Raw genomic sequence first — 18,684 nt, 5'->3', positions numbered from 1 at the left:
CTGGTCACCACCTCGACCCCGATCCCACCCAGTCCAGGCTGGTGTCGTAGGTGCCGCCGTTGCGCTGGCCTTCGAGGGCGTAGCGCAGGGCGTCGATGGCGTGGTTCTCGCGGTCCTCCAGCTCGGGCAGGATCTCGCCGCTGCGCGGGTCGGTGCGCCAGCTGTAGAGCGCCAGCTCGTCGACCAGGTGGCGGCACCGGGGATGCACCACGATGTCGTGGCTCAGCAGGAACTCGACGCCCTCCTTGACCGACCCTGCGCCCTTCGCCGCCGCCCGCAGCCGGGGGAAGCCGTGGCGCTGGAGGAAGCTGATGGTCTCCGGCCGGGCGCTGTCGGCGATGATGGTCCAGTCCCGCGCCCCCGGCACCGCGTCGAACAGGGCCGGCGTGCGGTCGATCTCGCAGCCGATGCGGTAGGCCTCGTGGTCGACATAGAGGGTGCGGCCGGCCAGGAAGCAGCGCAGCAGCACGGTGGGGTCGCGGGCGAAGCCCCAGTCGGCACCGAACAGGAAGCGGGACCCGGGCGGGGTCTCGAAGGCCTCGACCTTCCAGTTGCGGAACACCCGGGCCTCGCTGGCCCTGCGATAGCCGCCGAGCCAGACATGCTGGTACTTGTCGGGATCGCGGTCGCGGTCCCATTCCATCTCGGCCTTCAGCACCTTGGGGAAATGCGGGTTGGCGGTCCAGTTGGCCTCGATCAGGGTGGTGCCGGGCGGCGGCTTGCCGTGGCGGAACAGCTGGTCCACCGGGTCGTCCGGCCGGGTCGGGTTCCAGGAGAACCACAGCTCCGACCCCGGCCGGCGGATGGTGGGGCGCAGCAGTTCGAGGCTGCGCCGGGACAGCGACTGCGCCTCCTCGACCCAGGCGATGTCGTAGCCCTCCAGCGACTTGATGCTTTCGGCGGTGTGGTTCTGCATGCCCTGGAAGATGATGCGCCCGCCCTGGGCCCCGCCGGGCCCCGGGGGACCCAGGATGCGGTCGGCCTGGACGGTGAAGGCGGCGCCGAGGCCGAGCGCCTGGATCTTGTCCTCGATCAGCCGCTTGACCGACTGGTCGAGCGAGCGCTGGACCTCGCGGATGCACACGGCGCGGGTGGGGGCGGCGAAGCAGCGCCGCACCAGCAGCTCGGCGAAGACATGCGACTTGCCCGAGCCGCGCCCGCCATGCAGCGCCTTGTAGCGCGACGGCTTCGCCAGCCGGCCGAAGGCGCGTGCCAGCTTGAGCGGCGGCGGGGCGAGCGGTGCGATCTCGTCCACCTCTCCTTGGGGAGAAGGCGAAGCCGCCTTCCCCCGGGGAGAGGTCGAAATCGCCTCGGCGATTTCGGGGAAGAGGGCTTCGCCCTCTCCCCGGGGTGAGGGGGCGGCTCCGCCCTCCCCGCCCTCCCCAACGCCGACCACCACCACCGCGGCCCCATCCGCCCCCCTCCGGCCCTCGTCCAGCCGCAGGGCGAGGCGGAACAGCCGGTACGCCTCCGCGACCGTCGGGAGGCCGTCGAAGCGGTGTTCGTTCACGCCTTTGGCGAGGCTGGCCGGGGCCATCTCGCGCAGCCGGCGCACCAATCGCGCGACCGGCCTGTGCCCATCGGCCGCCATGGTGGCTGCCTTCACCAGGCAGGCGGCCAGGATCCCCGGCCACAGCAGCATGCGGGCGCCGCGTTCGGAATATCCGGCCTCCCGCGCCGCCCGGTACCCATTGCCATGCTGGACGAAGCATTCGGCCAGATAATCTTGGCTCTCGCTCAGCGTCTTCGGCTTCATCCCGACCTCGCACAAAAAAGCCCGCCGCGGCGGGGCCGGGCGGGCGCAACTGTTGGACTCTGCCTGAACTATGCCGCGTGAGGCGGCCTCACGTCAAGAACAAAAAGGGAACACAAAAGATTGCCTCTCCCGCTTGCGGGAGAGGTCGGAGACGCGAAGCGGCTCCGGGTGAGGGGGTTTTGTCGAGGCCGGTGCCCGCCCTCACCCGGTCTCGCTGCGCGAGCCCGACCTCTCCCGCCAGGCGGGAGAGGCAATTCGATCATGTCCTTGCCCGGCCGGACGGACGCAGACGCCCGCCCGAAATGCGCTGTCATCACAGCCGCGCCCCGCGGTGCTAAGCTCCAGGCCCACCCCGCCCGCTAGGGATAGGCGCCATGAAGATCCTCGTCGTTCTGACCTCGCATGACCAGCTCGGCAACACCGGCAGGAAGACCGGATTCTGGCTCGAGGAGCTGGCGGCCCCGTATTACGCGTTCAAGGACGCCGGCGCCGAGATCACCCTGGTCTCGCCCAAGGGCGGCCAGCCGCCGCTCGACCCCAAGAGCGACGAGCCGGGCTTCCAGACCGACCTGACCCGGCGCTTCAACGCCGACGCCGCCGCCAAGGCGCAGCTGGCCGCAACGCTGCGGCTCGACAGCGTCGCCCAGGAGGATTTCGACACGGTGTTCTATCCCGGCGGCCACGGCCCGATGTGGGACCTGGCGGAGGATGCGGATTCGATCCGGCTGATCGAATCCTTCGTCGCGGCCGGCAAGACCATCGCCCTGGTCTGCCACGCGCCGGGCGTGCTGCACCGGGTGAAGACGCCGGACGGCAAGCCCTTGGTCGCGGGCCGGCACGTCACCGGCTTCACCAATGGCGAGGAGGCGGCGGTGGGCCTGACCCAGGTGGTGCCCTTCCTGGTCGAGGACGAGCTGCTCGGCCTCGGCGCCATCTTCTCCAAGGTCAAGGACTGGGGCGTGCACACCGTGGTCGACGGCAAGCTGATCACCGGCCAGAACCCCGGATCCTCCGGCCCGACCGCCGATCTTCTGATCGACGCCCTGCGCAAGCAGGGCCTGTAGGATTCTTATGACGAGAATTGCGATGGCAGTGCACGAATTGGTTGGCGGCCAATCTCATGCTCACGGCAGACACGGCAAAGCCCTTAGCGTTGTCACCGCAATATAATCAGCCTATAAGCAAGGCAGGCATATGACTGATAGGGCGTACTTGGCAGAGCCTTGCACGCAGCATTACATGCCGCGTAAGTCGCGGGACGATTAACAATTATAAAATTGTGGAGAACGCCATGGTGTCAAATAATAGAGGAATAATAATTTCCAATCCTATCACTATTTCAGAAGGACACGTAAGAAGCTCTGGAGCCCAATTGGACCCTGATTACCTACAGTTCTGCATTTTATTTTGGGATGAGTTAATTTGGCCTCACAATAGAAATTTTTCATTTATCTCACCAAATCAAACATCACTATTAGAACAAGAAGGAATTTTAAAAAGACCAGAATATACAATATCTGGCTGGGTCAACGAGATTATCCCCAAGACATATCTTGCGGCTTTCATAGATATGGATAGGAGAGAGCCGGGAAGGTGGAGCCTCTCATCATCTGCTTCAACTATTATAGGCCTATCTACATCGATAATTCCGAATATGGGTATGGAGTTCTCTCTGTATCAGGCTTTAGAGATCCCAAGCGGTAGCGTTCCACAGAACGAAGTTCTTGAATTTAAGTTTAAAAGAAAAGATGAATTACTATCACTTCGGATCTATATAGACGATATATTAGAATATATTTCTAAATCTGGCAACCCAGATCGCGCACTATTGAGCAAACTGGGAGAAATAGAGCTTAAAATAAAGGATCATAAAAAACTTATGAAAGAACAGACTTTTCCAAGAATGCTAACAAATATCGATATCGGAATAAATCTCGCACCCACGGTTGGCGCAGCCATTGGGGCGGCTGTAGGAAATCACTTTGGTCATCCAGAGCTTGGAGCAGTTGCAGGGTCGTCGTTGATAATTGGGATTAAGAGATCATTTGGCTTTGCAAGAGACGACGCAGCAAAATTCAAACCGTTCGAATACGTTACTTCTATTAACAAGCACCTCAATATGAAGGCGACCTAGTTTCATTATTATGGTGATAGTGCACCATTGAACATGACTCTGAATGTCAGTGACCGCATGTCTTTAGCGAATTGACGAGTGCAGCCACCCGCGGATCGTCGGCTTCGATGTGGTCGTAGATGGCGAGACGATCGGCCTCGGCGGCCGGACGCCACCGCAGTTTCAAGATTTGTCCGTGGCCAGCCTGCGCCGGGTTTCCGCCCGCCGCGCAGCGAACCTGGCTTCGACCTCCTCATGCGGGATGTCCGGCCGCGGATCGTCGAGTGCTTCCCGCACCTTCGCGCGGACCCACGCGTCATGGGTCGCCGGATCGACCGCCAGCCCGGCCGGCAAAGCCCCCTCATTCGCGACCCGGGTGAGCAGCATCCGCACCGCGTCGGACACGGTCAGCCCCATCTGCGCCAGCACCAGGGACGCCTTGTCCCGCAAAGCGGGGTCGATGCGGGTCTGGATCAGTGCGCTTGCCGTCATGTCGATCCTCCTGTGCGGCCACACTGTCATTCAAACGCATTACGTGCCAAGCCGGAACCGGTTGGAGGATCTCCGCGGCCAGCGGCACTGTTCTCCTCGCGTGGCAGAGGCCGGAAGCCCGCCAACAGTGCACTGGTGTCGTAATTCCCGGTTTTGCTTGACCGTCTGGAATGATCAGGTGTCCACTAGCGCATTGCTCGCGATCACATTCAGTTACATTGCATTCGAGATTTGCGATGTCCACATCTAATATAGAGTCGATACTCGACATCATTGGATCATATTATGACGCGGCCTGCGAACCAGAAATGGACGCGGTGGCGCTGTCGAGAATTATGCAGCTAGTGTCTGCGGATCGAGGCTATGAATGTGTAACGACCTCATCCGGGGATCATTCGATCCTCGCATCTCAGGGTTTCTGGACGCCAAAGGAAATGGCCGTCTATGAGGCGGAATTTGCATCGCAAGACCCTTGGGTCAAGGCAACGCCAATAAATCAGATTGGTGTTGTTCGAATATGCAGTGAATTTGTTTCGGTCGAAGATCTTAAACGTACGGCGTTCTATAACGATTTCCTTCGCACAGTGGATTCAAAGGCACCATGGGTCACTGGCGCGATTATTCCAATCGGCAGAAGTGACAAGCTAATATTTGGACTTCACCGAAATGGAGACAGGATCGATTATACCCTCGACGAGGCGAGGTTGCTACAAGTAGCCGTTCCTCATATCGCGCGAGCCTTGCATCTTCGTGACAGATGGCGGTTCTGGCAAGATACAGCACCACTGTCCGCAGCTCTGGATCGCGTGCAGACAGCACTTATGGTTATTAATTCGCGCTCACGCATCGTCTATGCCAATCCAGCCGCGCTCCGATTGATAGAACAGCAAGACGGAATTGCGCAGTCTCGCGGCCAGTTGGACTTGGAGGATCCAACGGCAGCAAATGAGGTGGAGTACGCGTTGGCTGCTGCTCTGTCGCGCTCGATGGGGATTGATACCCCGCTGTCGGTTCGCGTGCCACGCCGCCGTCGCCGTCCGTTGCTAGTCTCCGTCTATCCGCTGGTTTCCGCGGAACCCTTTAGCGACGCCATTGGTCGAGCAGCCCTGGTGATTCTGGTCGATCCGATATCCCGTCCCCCGATATCAACTTCTGCGCTCGCAGCATTATTTGAGCTAACGGAAGCAGAAATTCGACTGGCCGAACACTTGGCTCATGGTGTTCGTCTAGAATCAGCCGCCATTTTGCTTTCTATATCGCGCAACACTGCCCGAAACCATCTAGCCTCGATCTTTACGAAGACCGGCCTTAATCGCCAAACCGATCTGGCTGCGCTGTTGCGATCGCTGACGGTTGGATAGTGAGCAGCTCGAGTAGAGCAATAAAATCCCCCCCCCTCAATCGAAATATACTTCTCTCCTATTTATAATTACAATAGAGGCATATAATTCTAACTTTATACTTAAGAATAAAGCAGATCAGCGAAGTAGATTTCTGGGATAGTTTGTCTGAATATGCGCCTGAACGAACTCCTGAGAATAAAATCAAATCTTAAATTGCACTATCACCGAGTCGAAACTCTTGAGTTGAGTTGATCCGCTGTCAGCGCACAACACCACTGATCCGCCGGCATCGGATTCTCCTCGACCATATGAACCAAGCGGGAGGCGTGTGACCAAGTGGCGACGCTTGGTACAAACGCACTATGCCGACCGAGATGATCAGGCTGCAAAATCATACCGCGTTCGCCCCTAGGGCAACCGGCCTCCCGCCCACGCCAGGCGAGGCGGAAGGCAATCAGGGATACACTGGCGACGTGGGAGATAGACTGAAATGAGCGAACAGGAAGATATCGAATTCGTTCGGCTACATATGAAATGGTGCGAGAAGGATTGGGGATTTAACGAAGGCGCCCAAGAGGCGATCAATTATATCAATACCGCAGCGGCAGCAGGCTACGGCGATCAAGTCGCAGCGATGGTTTCTATAATCAACAATCTTCCCGCGGGCATCGGCTACCACATTGCCGGAAATGCGCTCAAACGCCCGCCGATAATTGAGGCGGCCAAGGCGTTGGCACATGTAGCGCCCGATCTTGCCTTTGACCTGGCAGCAACTGGCCAAGCTCACAATCCGGAGGTCCGTGCTGGATTGGGTGCCCGTCGGTCATGGGTTATCAAATGGCTCAAGGGCGAGATCTAGGCGCCTACCCGCTTAGCGGAGCCTGCGCGGTTCCAGGCCAGAAGCCAGGAACCGCGCTGCTACCCACCATAATCAACTACGGCAATGCCTGATTCGGCTGAAGGACTGGCCTACAGCGCATCCCTTAACATCGCCACCAGCGGCTTGTCGGCCGGGGGCATCGGGTAGTCGCGCAGCTTGTTCGGCGCCACCCAGGCCAGGGCCTGGCCCTCGCGCGGCTGCGGCGTGCCCTGCCAGCGGCGGCACAGATACAGCGGCATCAGCAGGTGGAAGCGCTCGTAGCGGTGGCTGGCGAAGGTGAAGGGCGCCAGGCAGCTTTCCTGGGTGTCGACCCCCAGCTCCTCGCGCAGCTCGCGGATCAGCGCCGCCTCCGGCGTCTCGCCGGGATCGACCTTGCCACCCGGGAACTCCCACAAGCCCGCCAGCGACTTGCCCGGCGGCCGCTGGGCGATCAGCACCCGCCCGTCGGTGTCGACCAGCGCCACGGCGACGACCAGGAGCATCGGCAGGGCAGGCAGGGGCTGAGGCTCGGGGGAGGCCGACGACGGCAACGCCGTCGCGGCGGCTGACGGCGGCGTTGCCGCCGCAGCGGGTGCGGCTGACGGCGGCAGAGCCGCCGCAGGAGCCGACGACGGCTTCGCCGTCGCGGCGGGGGAAGCTGACGACGGCTGCGCCGTCGCAGCGGGCTGCGCCGTCGCGGTGGGGTTCTTAGGCGGCATAGATCTTCGAATAGTCCTGGCGGCTGAGGGCGAAGAGCGGGCAGGGCACCGCCTGGCCCAGCGCCTTGAACTCGATGGTCTTCACCCCGTCGGTCATCAGCCCGGCCTTGACCAGGACATGGCCCGACGGGGCGTTGTCGGGGTGGTAGGCCGCCTGGATCCGCTCCAGCCCCAGGTCGAGGAAGCCGAAGGCGATCACCGCCTGCGCCGCCTCGGTGGCAAAGCCCTGGCCCCAGTAGCGCCGGCCGAACCAGTAGCCGAAGCTGCCGACCCGGCCGTTGGTCGCGATCGACATCCCCATATGGCCGATCACCGCGCCGCTGTCGGCCAGCGTCGCCACGAACTGGTAGTCGCGGCCGGCGATCCAGCGCTTCTCCGCCGTGCGGATCCAGTCCTCGGCATCGCTGAAGCGGTAGGGGAACGGCACGTCGGACAGCCAGCGCACCACCTCCCAATCGTCCAGCAGGTGGGTGATCTCGCCGGCGTCGGACGGGCGGTGACGGCGCAGCCTCAGGCGCTCGGTCTCGAGCTCCTCCGGCAGGTCGCTCACTTGGGAGACCGCCTGCCAGCGCGCCGGCGCGGCCGCCTGGCGGCGGCGTCTACGCTTCCGGTGCTCACGGACATGACGTCCGCTGCGCGCCGGGTCTCGACGCCACCGCCATGCGACTCACGCCGCCACGCTGGCAAACGGTCTCCCGGGGCGGGGCGGGCGGGTGTCGCCTCTCTCTTGTCCCCCCTCCCCTTGCGGGAGGGGGTAGGGGGAGGGGTCTGGGCGCGTCCGCGCGCGAATGCGTCTTGCCAGGTGAAGGCTGCTGGGCGGCGGAGGACGGCCGGCCCGGGCGGCGGAAACCCCCTCCCCCTACCCCCCTCCCGCGAGGGGAGGGGGGACTCGATCAGCTTCGACGGCCGGGGCCAGCCCTCACCCGGTCTCGCTATGCGAGCCCGACCTCTCCCGCCGGGCGGGAGAGGCAATGTGAAGACGTTCGATAAACTGCCCTTGCCCCGATGCACTGGCGTGACCCGACCTCAGTTCGTCCGCGCCAGCCCTGCTTCAGCCCGGGCTAGCTTCTGTAATCCGCATTTATGGAGATATACCCATGCGTGAGGTCGCAGGTCCAGACCGTGGCGCGGCCGCGGCCGATGCCGATGTCGACCGCGATGTCGATCGACCCGGTCTTCATATGCGCCGCCACCGGCGCCTCGTCATAGCCGTCGACCACCATGCCGCCCTGCGCCACCTGGACGCCGCCGATGGCGATGCCCAAGCGGTCGCGGTCCGCCGGCTCGCCCGACTTGCCCACCGCCATGACGATGCGGCCCCAATTCGCGTCCTCGCCCGCCACCGCGGTCTTCACCAGCGGCGAATTGGCGATGGCCAGGCCGATGCGCCGGGCCGAGCGGTCGGAGATCGCGCCCGAGACCGCGATGGTGATCAGCTTCTGCGCCCCCTCGCCGTCGCACACCACCTGGCGGGCGAGGTCGGCGGTCAGGTCGTTCAGCGCGCGCTGGAAGTCGGCGAGGCCGGCCGCATCCGCAGGCCCCCCTTCACTCGGGACTGGGTTGCCGGCCTTGGCCGTCGCGAACAGCATCAGCGTGTCGCTGGTCGAGGTGTCGCCGTCGACCGTGATGGCGTTGAACGACTGGTCGACCGCGGCGTTCAGCGCCCGCTGCAGCAGCGGCGCCGGGATCGCCGCGTCGGTGAACACGAAGGACAGCATCGTCGCCATGTCGGGCGCGATCATGCCCGACCCCTTGGCGATGCCGGTGATCGCGACCGGGGTGCCGCCGATGGTGGCGGTGCGGGTGGCGGCCTTGGCGAAGGTGTCGGTGGTGCGGATGGCTTCCGCCGCCGCCGCCCAGTCGGTGCCGAACGCCCCGGCCAGGTCGTGCAGGTGGCGGGCGACGCGGTCGGCCGGCAGCGGCTGGCCGATCACGCCGGTGGAGGCGACGAACACCTCCTCCGGCCTGCAGCCCACTTCCTTGGCCGCGGCGGCCACCGTGGCCTCGACCGTCACCACCCCGGCCTTGCCGGTGAAGGCGTTGGCGTTGCCGGCATTGACCACCACCGCCCGGCCGGACCCGGCGGGCAGCGCCTTGCGGCACCAGTCCACCGGGGCGGAGGGGCAGCGCGAGCGGGTGAACACGCCCGCCGCCGTGGTGCCGGGGTCGAGGGCGACGAACAGCACGTCCGGCGCCCCCGTCTTCTTCAGCCCGCAGGCGGCGGCGGCGAGCCGCACGCCGGCGATCGGCGCCAGATCCGGCAGCCGCTCGGGCGCGAGCGGCGAACGCGGCAATGCTCCGGCCATGGTCCCCTCCCCCTTCGGCGTGTCGCCCGGTTACTTCGCCGGCGCGGCCGGCGGCTGGTCGCCCGCGGCGGGCGGGGCCGCCGGGTCGGTGCCCGGTGCGGCGCCGGGGGCCGGGGCGTCGGTGCTGGGCGGGGGCAGCGGCTTGCCGTCCTGGCCCATCACCACGATGGTGGCGCCCTTCTTCACCTCGGCGATGATCTGCGGCACCAGCGACTGGGACAGCTGCTCCTCGAGCTGCGGCTTGACCTCGTCCAGGGTCGGCTGCGGCAGGGTGCGCTTGTCCTCGACCAGGATGACGTGCCAGCCGAACTGGCTCTTCACCGGGGTGGTGGTGTACTTGCCCTTCTCCAGCTTGAAGGCGGCGTCGGCGAATTCCGGCACCATCTGGTCCTTGGCGAACCAGCCGAGGTCGCCGCCGGATTCCTTGCCCGAGGGGTCGGTGGTGTTGGTGTTGGCCAGCTCCTCGAACTTGGCGCCGCCCTCGAGCTTCTTGATCAGGTCCTTGGCCTTGTCCTCGCTGTCGACCAGGATGTGGCGGGCCTTGACCTGCTCCTGCGGCGGGTTGTCGGCCAGGTACTTCTTGTAGGCGTCCTGGATCACCTGATCCGTGATCCGGGCCTTGATCTGGCGCTGCAGCCAGACGTCCTGGATGATGCGGCGCTCCGCCGTCTCCAGCCGCCCCTTGACCTCGGGGTCGTTCTGCAGGCCGTCGGCGATGCCCTTGTCGGCGACCAGGCGGGCGGTGGCCACCTGCTCGGCCATCAGCGGCACCAGCATCTCGACCGGCATCTGGCGGTACTGCTGCGGCAGGCCGTTGATCGCCTCCAGCACCTCGGAGCGCAGGATCGGCTGGCCGTTGACGGTGGCCGCGACCGGATCGGCATCCGCCGGGGCCGCAGTGGCTGGGGCGGCTGCCGCCGGAGTTTCCGCGGGCTTGGCCGCGTCCTGCGCCATGGCGGGGCCGGCGGCGAGGAGGGAGAGGGCAGCCGCGCCGGCGAGCAGGCGAAGGGCAAGGGAAGACATCGAAACGCGTCCTTTCCGAGGTGTGGGACGAGCGGCGCCCTGCCACGGGCGGCAGGCATCTGGTCATGGGATCGCGGCGGCGCCAGCTGCGCGACGTGGCCGACAGGTAAAGCACAGGGCGAAACCCGGCACAAGCCGACGGCGGGGCCCCGTCATCAAAGCTTCACTTGGCCTGCAGCGGGGCGAAACCGCAGAAAGCTCGGCAGACCGGCAGGTCTCCGGCCGGGTTGCCGCGACAGGCGGCACCCGACGTGACAAAGATTTAAGGAGAGGTACATGGCGTTCCGTCTCGCCGCCACCACGCTGCTGCTCTCGACCCTGGCCGTCCCCGCCGCGATGGCGGCCGAGACCGTGACCGTCTACCGCAGCGACGACCCGAAGCTGGCGCTGGGCAGCATGTCGGTGCCCGGCGGCACCACCCGGGTGCTCAACGTCGGCATCGGCAGCGGCGCCGGCCGCCGCGCCGACGATCCGCCGCTGACCTTCTGGACCATCTCGGACCGCGGCCCCAACTTCACCTGCGGCGACGTGAAGGACGTGTTCGGGGTCGACGGCAAGACCATCTGCGGCGACGTCAAGGGCGGCCGCATCTATGCGCTGCCGGACTACTCCCCCTCGATCTACCGCATCACCCTGAAGGCCGGCGGCAGCTTCACGGTCGACACCGTGCTGCCGCTGCGCGACGGCGCCGGCACCCCGGTCAACGGCCTGTTGAACCCGCTGACCCATGCCTCGACCGAGCAGCCGCTCGACCTCGCGGGCAAGAAGCTGCAGCAGAACCCCGACGCGGTCGACGCGGAAGCGGTCGTGCCGCTGGCCGACGGCAGCTTCTGGGTGTCGGAGGAGAACGGCCCGTCGCTGCTGCATGTCGCCGCCGACGGCAAGATCCTCCGCCGCATCGTGCCCGCGGGCACCGAGGGCGACTTCACCGGCGCGCATTACCCGGTCGATGGCGGCCTGCCGGCGGTGCTGGCCCGGCGCTTCCTCAACCGCGGCCTGGAATCCCTGGCGATCACGCCCGACAACAAGCGCCTGGCCACCATCATCCAGAACCCGCTGGCCAACCCCGACGCCGACACCTACCGGGCGGCCAAGAACGCCCGGCTGTGGACCCTGGACCCGGCGACCCTCGCGGTGACCGGCGAGTACGTCTACACCCTGGACGACCCGCAGAGCTTCCGGCTGGACCCGTCAAGCAAGCAGAGCGACCCGCGCATCAGCGAGATGATGGGGCTGGGGCCCGACCGCTTCCTGGTGCTGGAGCGCACCGACGGCACCACCAAGCTCTATGAGATCTCACTGGCCGGGGCCACCGACCTGCACGGCACCGCCTGGGACGGCCTCGACACCCTGCCGAGCCTGGAGCAGACCAAGGACCTCGCGGCCGCCAAGATCGTGCCGGTGACCAAGACCCTGCGCTTCGACAGCGCCGACCACCCCGAGGTGCCGGTCAAGATCGAAGGGCTGGCCCTGGCCGGCGACGGGTCACTGATGATGATCAACGACAGCGATTTCGGCATCAGCGGCGAGGTCACCGAGGTGGTGCTGCTGAAGGGCAGCGCCATCGCCGCCGACCCGGCGAAATAGCCCGCCTGCGCAGCCGGACCGCCCCACTCCGGCGGTCCCGCCTGCGGCTATTGGCGGCCATTGGCAGGGCGGAACCCTTCGGCTATGGTGCCGCGCCCGCAGGCCGGGCATTTTGACCGCAGCGCCGCGGCGACGGCGGGGGCTGCGCGTTGAAAGCTCGGCCGCGCGGCCCCAATTCTCTGGGAGGACGCGACGTGGCGTTCTCCCATCCAAGTCGAGGTTTCGATGTTCGGTGCGCTCGCCCGAAAGCTGTTCGGTTCATCCAACGATCGTTGGGTCAAGCAACTCATCACCGGCCCGGTGGTCGAGACCAATGCCCTGGAACCCCAGGTCCAGGCGCTGAGCGATGAGCAGCTGCAGGGCCGGACGCAGGAGTTCCGCGACCGGCTGGAGAAGGGCGAGTCGCTCGACGACCTGCTGCCCGAGGCCTTCGCCACGGTGCGCGAGGCGGCGCGGCGGGTGCTGGGCCAGCGCCACTACGACGTGCAGCTGGTCGGCGGCATCGTGCTGCACCAGGGCAAGATCAGCGAGATGAAGACCGGCGAAGGCAAGACGCTGGTCGCCACCCTCGCGGTCTATCTCAACGCGCTGGGCGGCAAGGGCGTCCATGTCGTCACCGTCAACGACTACCTCGCCCAGCGCGACAGCGGCTGGATGGGCAGGGTCTACAACTTCCTCGGCCTCTCGGTCGGCTGCATCGTCCACGGGCTGACCGACGACGAGCGCCGCCAGGCCTATGCCGCCGACATCACTTACGGCACCAACAACGAGTTCGGCTTCGACTACCTGCGCGACAACATGAAGTTCCGGCTGGAGGACATGGTCCAGCGGCCCTTCAACTACGCCATCGTCGACGAGGTCGATTCGATCCTGATCGACGAGGCGCGGACTCCGCTGATCATCTCCGGCCCGGCGGAGGATTCGTCGGAGATGTACATGCGGATCGACGCGCTGATCCCGAACCTGGTGGCGGCCGAGGATTACGAGCACGACGAGAAGCAGAAGACCGTCGCCCTGACCGAGGCCGGCCAGGTCAAGATCGAGCGGCTGCTGTTCGAGGCCGGGATGCTGCAGGGCGACAACCTGTACGACATCCACAATGTGAGCATCGTCCACCACGTCACCCAAGGCCTCCGCGCCCATGTGATGTTCCAGCTCGACCGCGACTACATCGTCAAGGATGACAAGGTCATCATCATCGACGAGTTCACCGGCCGCATGATGGAGGGCCGGCGCTATTCCGAGGGCCTGCACCAGGCGATCGAGGCCAAGGAGCACGTCCAGATCCAGCGCGAGAACCAGACCCTCGCCTCGATCACCTTCCAGAACTATTTCCGCCTCTATCCCAAGCTGGCCGGCATGACCGGCACGGCGCAGACCGAGGCGGCGGAATTCGGCGAGATCTACGGCCTCGAAGTGGTCGAGATCCCGACCAACGTCCCGGTCACCCGCAAGGACGAGGACGACGAGGTCTACCGCACCGTCCGCGAGAAATACGCCTCGATCGTCACCCTGATCCGCGAGTGCAACGCCCGGCAGCAGCCGGTCCTGGTCGGCACCGTGTCGATCGAGAAGTCGGAGACGCTGGCCGCGCTGCTGCAGCGCGAGAAGATCCCGCACAACGTGCTGAACGCCCGCTTCCACGAGCAGGAAGCCTACATCGTCGCCCAGGCCGGCCGGCCGGGCGCCGTGACCATCGCCACCAACATGGCCGGCCGCGGCACCGACATCCAGCTCGGCGGCAATGTCGAGATGCGGGTGGACCTGGAGCTCGCCGGCATCGACGACCCGGCCGCCCGCGCCCAGCGCGAGGCCGAGATCCGGGCCGAGGTGGCGGCGAACCGCGAGATCGTGCTCAAGGCCGGCGGCCTCTACGTGGTCGGCACCGAGCGGCATGAGAGCCGCCGCATCGACAACCAGCTGCGCGGCCGGTCCGGCCGCCAGGGCGACCCCGGCGGGTCGAAGTTCTTCCTGTCGCTGGAAGACGACCTGATGCGCATCTTCGCCTCCGAGCGGCTGGACGGCATCCTGCGCCGCTTCGGCCTGAAGGAGGGCGAGGCGATCATCCACCCCTGGATCAACCGGGCGCTGGAGAAGGCGCAGGAGAAGGTCGAGGCGCGCAACTTCGACATCCGCAAGAACCTGCTGCGCTTCGACAACGTGATGAACGACCAGCGCAAGGTGATCTACGAGCAGCGCCGCGAGATCATGCAGGCCGACGATGTCGGCGCCATGGTCAGCGACATGCGGCAGGAGGTGGTGGCCAACATCGTCGCCCGCGCCATCCCCGAGAACAGCTACGCCGAGAAGTGGAACCTCGACGGGCTGCACGAGGAATCGCTGCGCCTGTTCGGCATGGACCTGCCGGTCAAGGAGTGGGGCAAGGAAGAAGGCATCGCCAACCGCGAGATCGAGGAGCGGATCCAGGACGCGGTCGAGGCCAAGATGGCGGCCAAGGTCGAGGCCTACGGCCAGGAAATCATGCACATGGCCGAGAAGAGCCTGCTGCTGCAGATCCTGGACCAGAGCTGGAAGGACCACCTGCTGACCCTCGACCATTTGCGCCAGGGCATCAACCTGCGGGCCTACGCCCAGCGCGACCCGCTGCGCGAGTACCAGGCCGAGGCGTTCAACCTGTTCGAAGAGATGCTGGGCGCCCTGCGCGAGAACGTCACCCAGGTGCTGTGCCAGGTCGAGCTGCGGATCAACCGGCCCGAGGATATCGAGGCCCAGCAGCAGGCGGCGATGCAGCGCGAGATGCATGAGAGCCGCTTCGACCCGGCGCTGGGCGCACCGCCGGAGATGGCGACCGCCGGCGGCGCGGTGGCGGCGGCCAGCGCAGCCTTCGCCCTGAACCCGGACTGGGAACACACCCCGCGCAACGCCCCCTGCCCCTGCGGCTCGGGCAAGAAGTTCAAGCACTGCCACGGCGCGGTGGTGTAACCATCCGCGGCGAGACGGTGTAACCATCCGAGCTTGGGGTGTCACCGCCACAGCGTGATGGTGTAACCGACCATAGCACTCTGGTGTAACCGTTGCAGGTCGGCGGCGTGACCGTCTCGGTTAACCGGGACGCACGACACAACAAGGGCCGGCCGGCGAATCCCATCGCCGCCGGCCTTTGCTTTTGCCAAGCTGCCCGCCGACGGGGGCGCCGAAGGTCCCCGAAACGGGAGCGGATCCGGATGACGGTGGCACTGACGACACGGGCGGACATCACGCTGGACGCCCTGCACCGCGTCGCCTGGCAGGGCGAGGGCGTGCGCCTGACCGAGGCGGCGCTGCGGCGGATCGCGGAGTGCCGCGCCTCGTTCCTGCAGCTGATCGACATCGATCCGAACCTCGTCATCTACGGCGTCACCACCGCGATGGGCGAGTTGGCCGACCGGCGCCTGCGGCCGGAGGAGCGCGACCGCCACGCCCGGATCAAGGCCTTCGCCGCCGCCACCGCCTTCGGCGACCCGCTGCCCGACCGGGTGGTGCGCGGCATCGTCCTGGCCCGGCTGGCCAACTTCCTGGAGGGCCACGCCGCCACCACGCCGCGGATCGCTTTGGCCGTCGCCGCCATGCTGGACGGCGGCCCGCTGCCGGAGGTGCCGGCCGCCGGCCAGGGCGGCGCCGGCGAGATCCTGGCGCTGTATCCGCTGTTCGCCGCGCTCAGCGCCGGCTTCGAGCTGGAGGTCAAGGAGCGGGGATCGCTGATCAACGGGTCGCCCTGCGCCGCGGCGCTGGTGGCCGACGCCGCCCTCGCGGCCCGCCGCCGGGTCCGGCTGGCCGAGACCGTGTTCGCCCTGTCGATCGAGGCCTTCCGGGCGCCGCTGGAGCATTACGACGCGGCGCTGGAGGCGCTGTGGGGCGACGCGCACGAGGCTACGGCCCTGCGCGGCCTCAGGGCGTTTCTCGACAGCTCCGGCGACGGCCGGCGCGGCTACCAGGCCCCGGTCAGCTACCGCATCGTGCCGCGGGTGCTGGGCCAGGCGCATCGCGCGCTGGCGACGGCGGAGCGGGCGGCGACGGTGTCGCTGGCCTCGGCCTCGGACAACCCGGTCTACATCCCGCCGGACGAGGCGGGCCCGGGCCATCCCCATGGCCGTTGCCTCAGCACCGGCGGCTACCACAACGCCATGGCGACCCCGGCGCTGGACGATCTGGCGGCGATCTGGGCCGATCTCTGCCTGTTGTGCGACCGCCACAGCTCGAAGCTGCTGGCCGGCCGGGTGTCGCACCTGCCCGACCTGCTGATGGTCGGGCGCGACCCCAGCGACAGCGACGGCCATGGCAGCCTGGGCTATGTGCCGATGGCGGTGACCGGGTATCTGGAGCAGGCCAAGGCGGCGGCGCAGCGCACCTTCATCCCCGGCACCGAGGCGGCGGGCTCCGGCCAGGACGACGTCGCCACCACCGCGTTCCCGGCCTGGTCGAAGGAGGAGCGCGCCGGCCGCTGCCTGGACGCCGCGCTGGCCATGCTGGCCGTGGTCGCGTCCCAGGCGCTGCATGTCACCGGCCGCGCGGCACCGCCGGCCCTGCGGCCCTTCGTCGACGAGGTTCGGGCCGTCGTGCCGCCGGTCGCCGAGGACCGGGTGCTGGGCCCGGAGCTCGGCCGCCTCGCCCAACGGTTCACGCAGCGGGTGTTCGCCACCGCCTGACGGCGCCATCCCACAATCCGAATGGCACCTTTAGGCGGGCCTGCGGGACGATACGGGCCCTTTCCACCGCCATTACGGACCCATGGCCACAACCCTGATTGTCGTCGACGACCCGGATGGGCTGTCCGACGACCTGCCTCCCAGTTGCCGCGTCGTCACCCCCGACGACCTGCTGGACGGCCACCACCTGCCCGAGCTTGGCGCCGTGCGCGGCGCCATGGTGGTCAATCTGTGCCGTGACCAGCGCCCCCTGTCCTTCGGCTACTACGTCTCGCTGATCGCCGAGGCCCGCGGCTATGCCGTGACCCCCACCGCCGCCGCCCTGGCCGACCAGGCCGACGACCGGCTGGCCCGCAGCCGCCGCGCCGCGGTGGATCGCGCCCTGGCGGCGCAGCACCACCATCAGGGCGGCAACGGCCGCCTGGCCGTGCCCCGGCGCCTGTTCGTCGCCCTGGGCCGCTGCGACCGGCCGCATCTGCAGGAGGTGGCCGAGGCCGCCTATGAGGCGTTCGGCCTGCCGCTGATGACCCTGCAGATCGACCCGGCCCGCGCCCAGCTGCTGCAGGTGGTGGCGGAGCCGCTGCCCGGCCTGGACCCGCGGCAGCGCCGCCTGCTGCACGCCGCGCTGGAGCGGCTGGCCGGCACCCCGCCGACGCCGCGCCCGTTCCGCCGCGCCCGCCGCCTGGCGGTGCTGGTGAACCCCGAGGAGGCGCTGCCGCCGTCGCGGCCGGCCACCATCGACCGGCTGCGCGACGTCGCGGCGTCGATGGGGGTCGAGACCGAATGCCTGGGCCATCGCGACCTGCCCCGACTCGGCGGCTTCGACGCGCTGTTCATCCGCGAGACCACCGCGCTGCAGACCCCCAGCTATGTCTTCGCGGAAGGCGCGGCGCGGCTGGGCCTGCCTGTGATCGACGACCCGGTCTCGATCCTGCGCTGCTGCAACAAGGTCTATCTGCACGAGCGGCTGAAGGCCGAGGGCGTGGCCCAGCCGCGCACCCTGGCGGTGCGGTCCGACACCCTGCTGGCCGCCGGCGAGGCCTTGGGCTTCCCGCTGGTGCTGAAGATCCCCGACGGCGCCTGCTCGCGCGGCGTGGTCCGGGTCGACACCCCGGCCGAGCTGCCGGTGGCGGGGCGGCGGCTGCTGCGCCGGTCACGCCTGATCCTGGCCCAGGAATACCTCTACACCAGCTTCGACTGGCGCATCGGCGTGCTGGCCGGCCAGCCGCTGTTCGCCTGCCGCTACGGCATGGTGCATGGCCATTGGCAGATCTTCCGCCACGGCCGCGACGGGCGCAGCGAGGAGGGCGCGACCGAGGCGGTGCCGCTGGATGCCGTGCCGCCGGCGGTGCTGTCCGCGGCGCTGGCCGCCGCCTCGCTGATCGGCACCGGGCTCTACGGCGTCGACCTCAAGGAGACGGCGAACGGACCGGTGGTGATCGAGGTCAACGACAACCCGAACATCGATGTCGGGATGGAGGATGCCTGCCTGGGCGACGCGCTGTACCAGCGGCTGGTGACCCATTTCCTGGAGCAGATCGAGGCCGGGGAGCGGCAGCAGCCGGAGCCGGCGCGGGCCGCGGCGTCGATCTGGTAGCCGGCTGTTATCCGCGTCGGACCCGGTCCGACGCTCCAGGGGCCGCCGCGGGCGGCCCTTGCCGTTTCCGGCTCAGGTCCGCCGGCGCCTTCGCGCCTTGACCGTCATTCCCGCGAAAGCGGGAATCTCTTCCCGGACAAAGCCTTGCGAGATCCCCTGACTTCACAAACGAAGTGCAACACCCTTTGAAGGGGGTGTTGCGATGGGACGAAGCTACCGACAGTTCAGCCTCGAGGACCGGTG

The 18,684-nt window shown here is 66.9% G+C and carries 14 protein-coding genes; 8 read left to right on the top strand and 6 right to left on the bottom strand.

The genetic code is table 11. The annotated features are described in order from the left end of the window. Nucleotides 1-4: 4 nt before the first annotated feature. Nucleotides 5-1,756, bottom strand: coding sequence for a PBSX family phage terminase large subunit (locus E9232_RS32915; protein WP_309801498.1), 1,752 nt, complete (start codon nt 1,754-1,756; stop codon nt 5-7). A gap of 374 nt (nt 1,757-2,130) precedes the next feature. Here E9232_RS32915 and E9232_RS32910 point away from each other — a divergent pair, with 374 nt between their 5' ends. Then, nucleotides 2,131-2,820 (top strand): type 1 glutamine amidotransferase domain-containing protein, encoded by a 690-nt coding sequence (locus E9232_RS32910; RefSeq protein WP_309801497.1) that lies wholly within the window; start codon nt 2,131-2,133, stop codon nt 2,818-2,820. Nucleotides 2,821-3,047: 227 nt separating this feature from the next. Then, a complete protein-coding gene (locus tag E9232_RS32905; RefSeq protein ID WP_309801496.1) occupies nt 3,048-3,890 on the top strand; it encodes a DUF6236 family protein in 843 nt (280 codons plus the stop codon). A gap of 162 nt (nt 3,891-4,052) precedes the next feature. On the opposite strand, the gene E9232_RS32900 is transcribed toward E9232_RS32905, so the two are convergent. Continuing rightward, nucleotides 4,053-4,361: a type II toxin-antitoxin system RelB/DinJ family antitoxin gene (locus E9232_RS32900; RefSeq protein WP_309801495.1), complete on the bottom strand. Its 309-nt coding sequence runs from the start codon at nt 4,359-4,361 to the stop codon at nt 4,053-4,055. A 236-nt stretch (nt 4,362-4,597) separates the two neighbouring features. Here E9232_RS32900 and E9232_RS32895 point away from each other — a divergent pair, with 236 nt between their 5' ends. Together E9232_RS32895 and E9232_RS32890 are read left to right on the top strand one after the other, a co-directional pair. After that, the gene (locus tag E9232_RS32895) at nt 4,598-5,722 is read left to right on the top strand and encodes a helix-turn-helix transcriptional regulator (protein ID WP_309801494.1); all 1,125 of its coding nucleotides are present in this window, start codon (nt 4,598-4,600) and stop codon (nt 5,720-5,722) included. Between the two features lie 472 nt (nt 5,723-6,194). Further along, a complete protein-coding gene (locus tag E9232_RS32890; RefSeq protein ID WP_309801493.1) occupies nt 6,195-6,563 on the top strand; it encodes a hypothetical protein in 369 nt (122 codons plus the stop codon). A 110-nt stretch (nt 6,564-6,673) separates the two neighbouring features. Here the strand turns inward: E9232_RS32890 and mutT are convergent, their stop codons facing one another. The 4 genes from mutT to E9232_RS32870 form a co-directional block, all read right to left on the bottom strand. After that, nucleotides 6,674-7,066: an 8-oxo-dGTP diphosphatase MutT gene (gene mutT / locus E9232_RS32885; protein WP_445351997.1), complete on the bottom strand. Its 393-nt coding sequence runs from the start codon at nt 7,064-7,066 to the stop codon at nt 6,674-6,676. Between the two features lie 205 nt (nt 7,067-7,271). Beyond that, nucleotides 7,272-7,832: a GNAT family N-acetyltransferase gene (locus E9232_RS32880; protein ID WP_309801492.1), complete on the bottom strand. Its 561-nt coding sequence runs from the start codon at nt 7,830-7,832 to the stop codon at nt 7,272-7,274. Between the two features lie 511 nt (nt 7,833-8,343). Then, entirely contained in the window at nt 8,344-9,588 is a 1,245-nt protein-coding gene (argJ, locus tag E9232_RS32875; RefSeq protein ID WP_309801491.1) for a bifunctional glutamate N-acetyltransferase/amino-acid acetyltransferase ArgJ, read from the bottom strand. Nucleotides 9,589-9,618: 30 nt separating this feature from the next. After that, the gene (locus tag E9232_RS32870; RefSeq protein ID WP_309801490.1) at nt 9,619-10,611 is read right to left on the bottom strand and encodes a peptidylprolyl isomerase; all 993 of its coding nucleotides are present in this window, start codon (nt 10,609-10,611) and stop codon (nt 9,619-9,621) included. Nucleotides 10,612-10,887: 276 nt separating this feature from the next. Between E9232_RS32870 and E9232_RS32865 the strand changes: the two genes are divergently transcribed. From E9232_RS32865 to E9232_RS32850, 4 genes are all read left to right on the top strand, one after another. Further along, entirely contained in the window at nt 10,888-12,198 is a 1,311-nt protein-coding gene (locus E9232_RS32865; protein ID WP_309801488.1) for an esterase-like activity of phytase family protein, read from the top strand. 225 nt (nt 12,199-12,423) lie between these two features. Next, nucleotides 12,424-15,141 carry a preprotein translocase subunit SecA gene (gene secA / locus E9232_RS32860; protein ID WP_309801487.1) on the top strand — a complete coding sequence of 906 codons (2,718 nt, stop codon included), beginning with the start codon at nt 12,424-12,426 and terminating at the stop codon, nt 15,139-15,141. A gap of 242 nt (nt 15,142-15,383) precedes the next feature. Next, nucleotides 15,384-16,844, top strand: coding sequence for an aromatic amino acid lyase (locus tag E9232_RS32855; RefSeq protein WP_309801486.1), 1,461 nt, complete (start codon nt 15,384-15,386; stop codon nt 16,842-16,844). 82 nt (nt 16,845-16,926) lie between these two features. After that, nucleotides 16,927-18,441: a RimK-like ATPgrasp N-terminal domain-containing protein gene (locus tag E9232_RS32850; RefSeq protein ID WP_309801485.1), complete on the top strand. Its 1,515-nt coding sequence runs from the start codon at nt 16,927-16,929 to the stop codon at nt 18,439-18,441. Nucleotides 18,442-18,684 lie beyond the last annotated feature (243 nt).

Origin of the sequence: Inquilinus ginsengisoli (assembly GCF_031453975.1) — a bacterium.
In the GTDB taxonomy this organism is placed as follows: Bacteria; Pseudomonadota; Alphaproteobacteria; order DSM-16000; family Inquilinaceae; genus Inquilinus; species Inquilinus ginsengisoli_A.
Note: the sequence above shows the minus strand (reverse complement) of the source record. Positions and strands in the feature narration are given on the sequence as shown.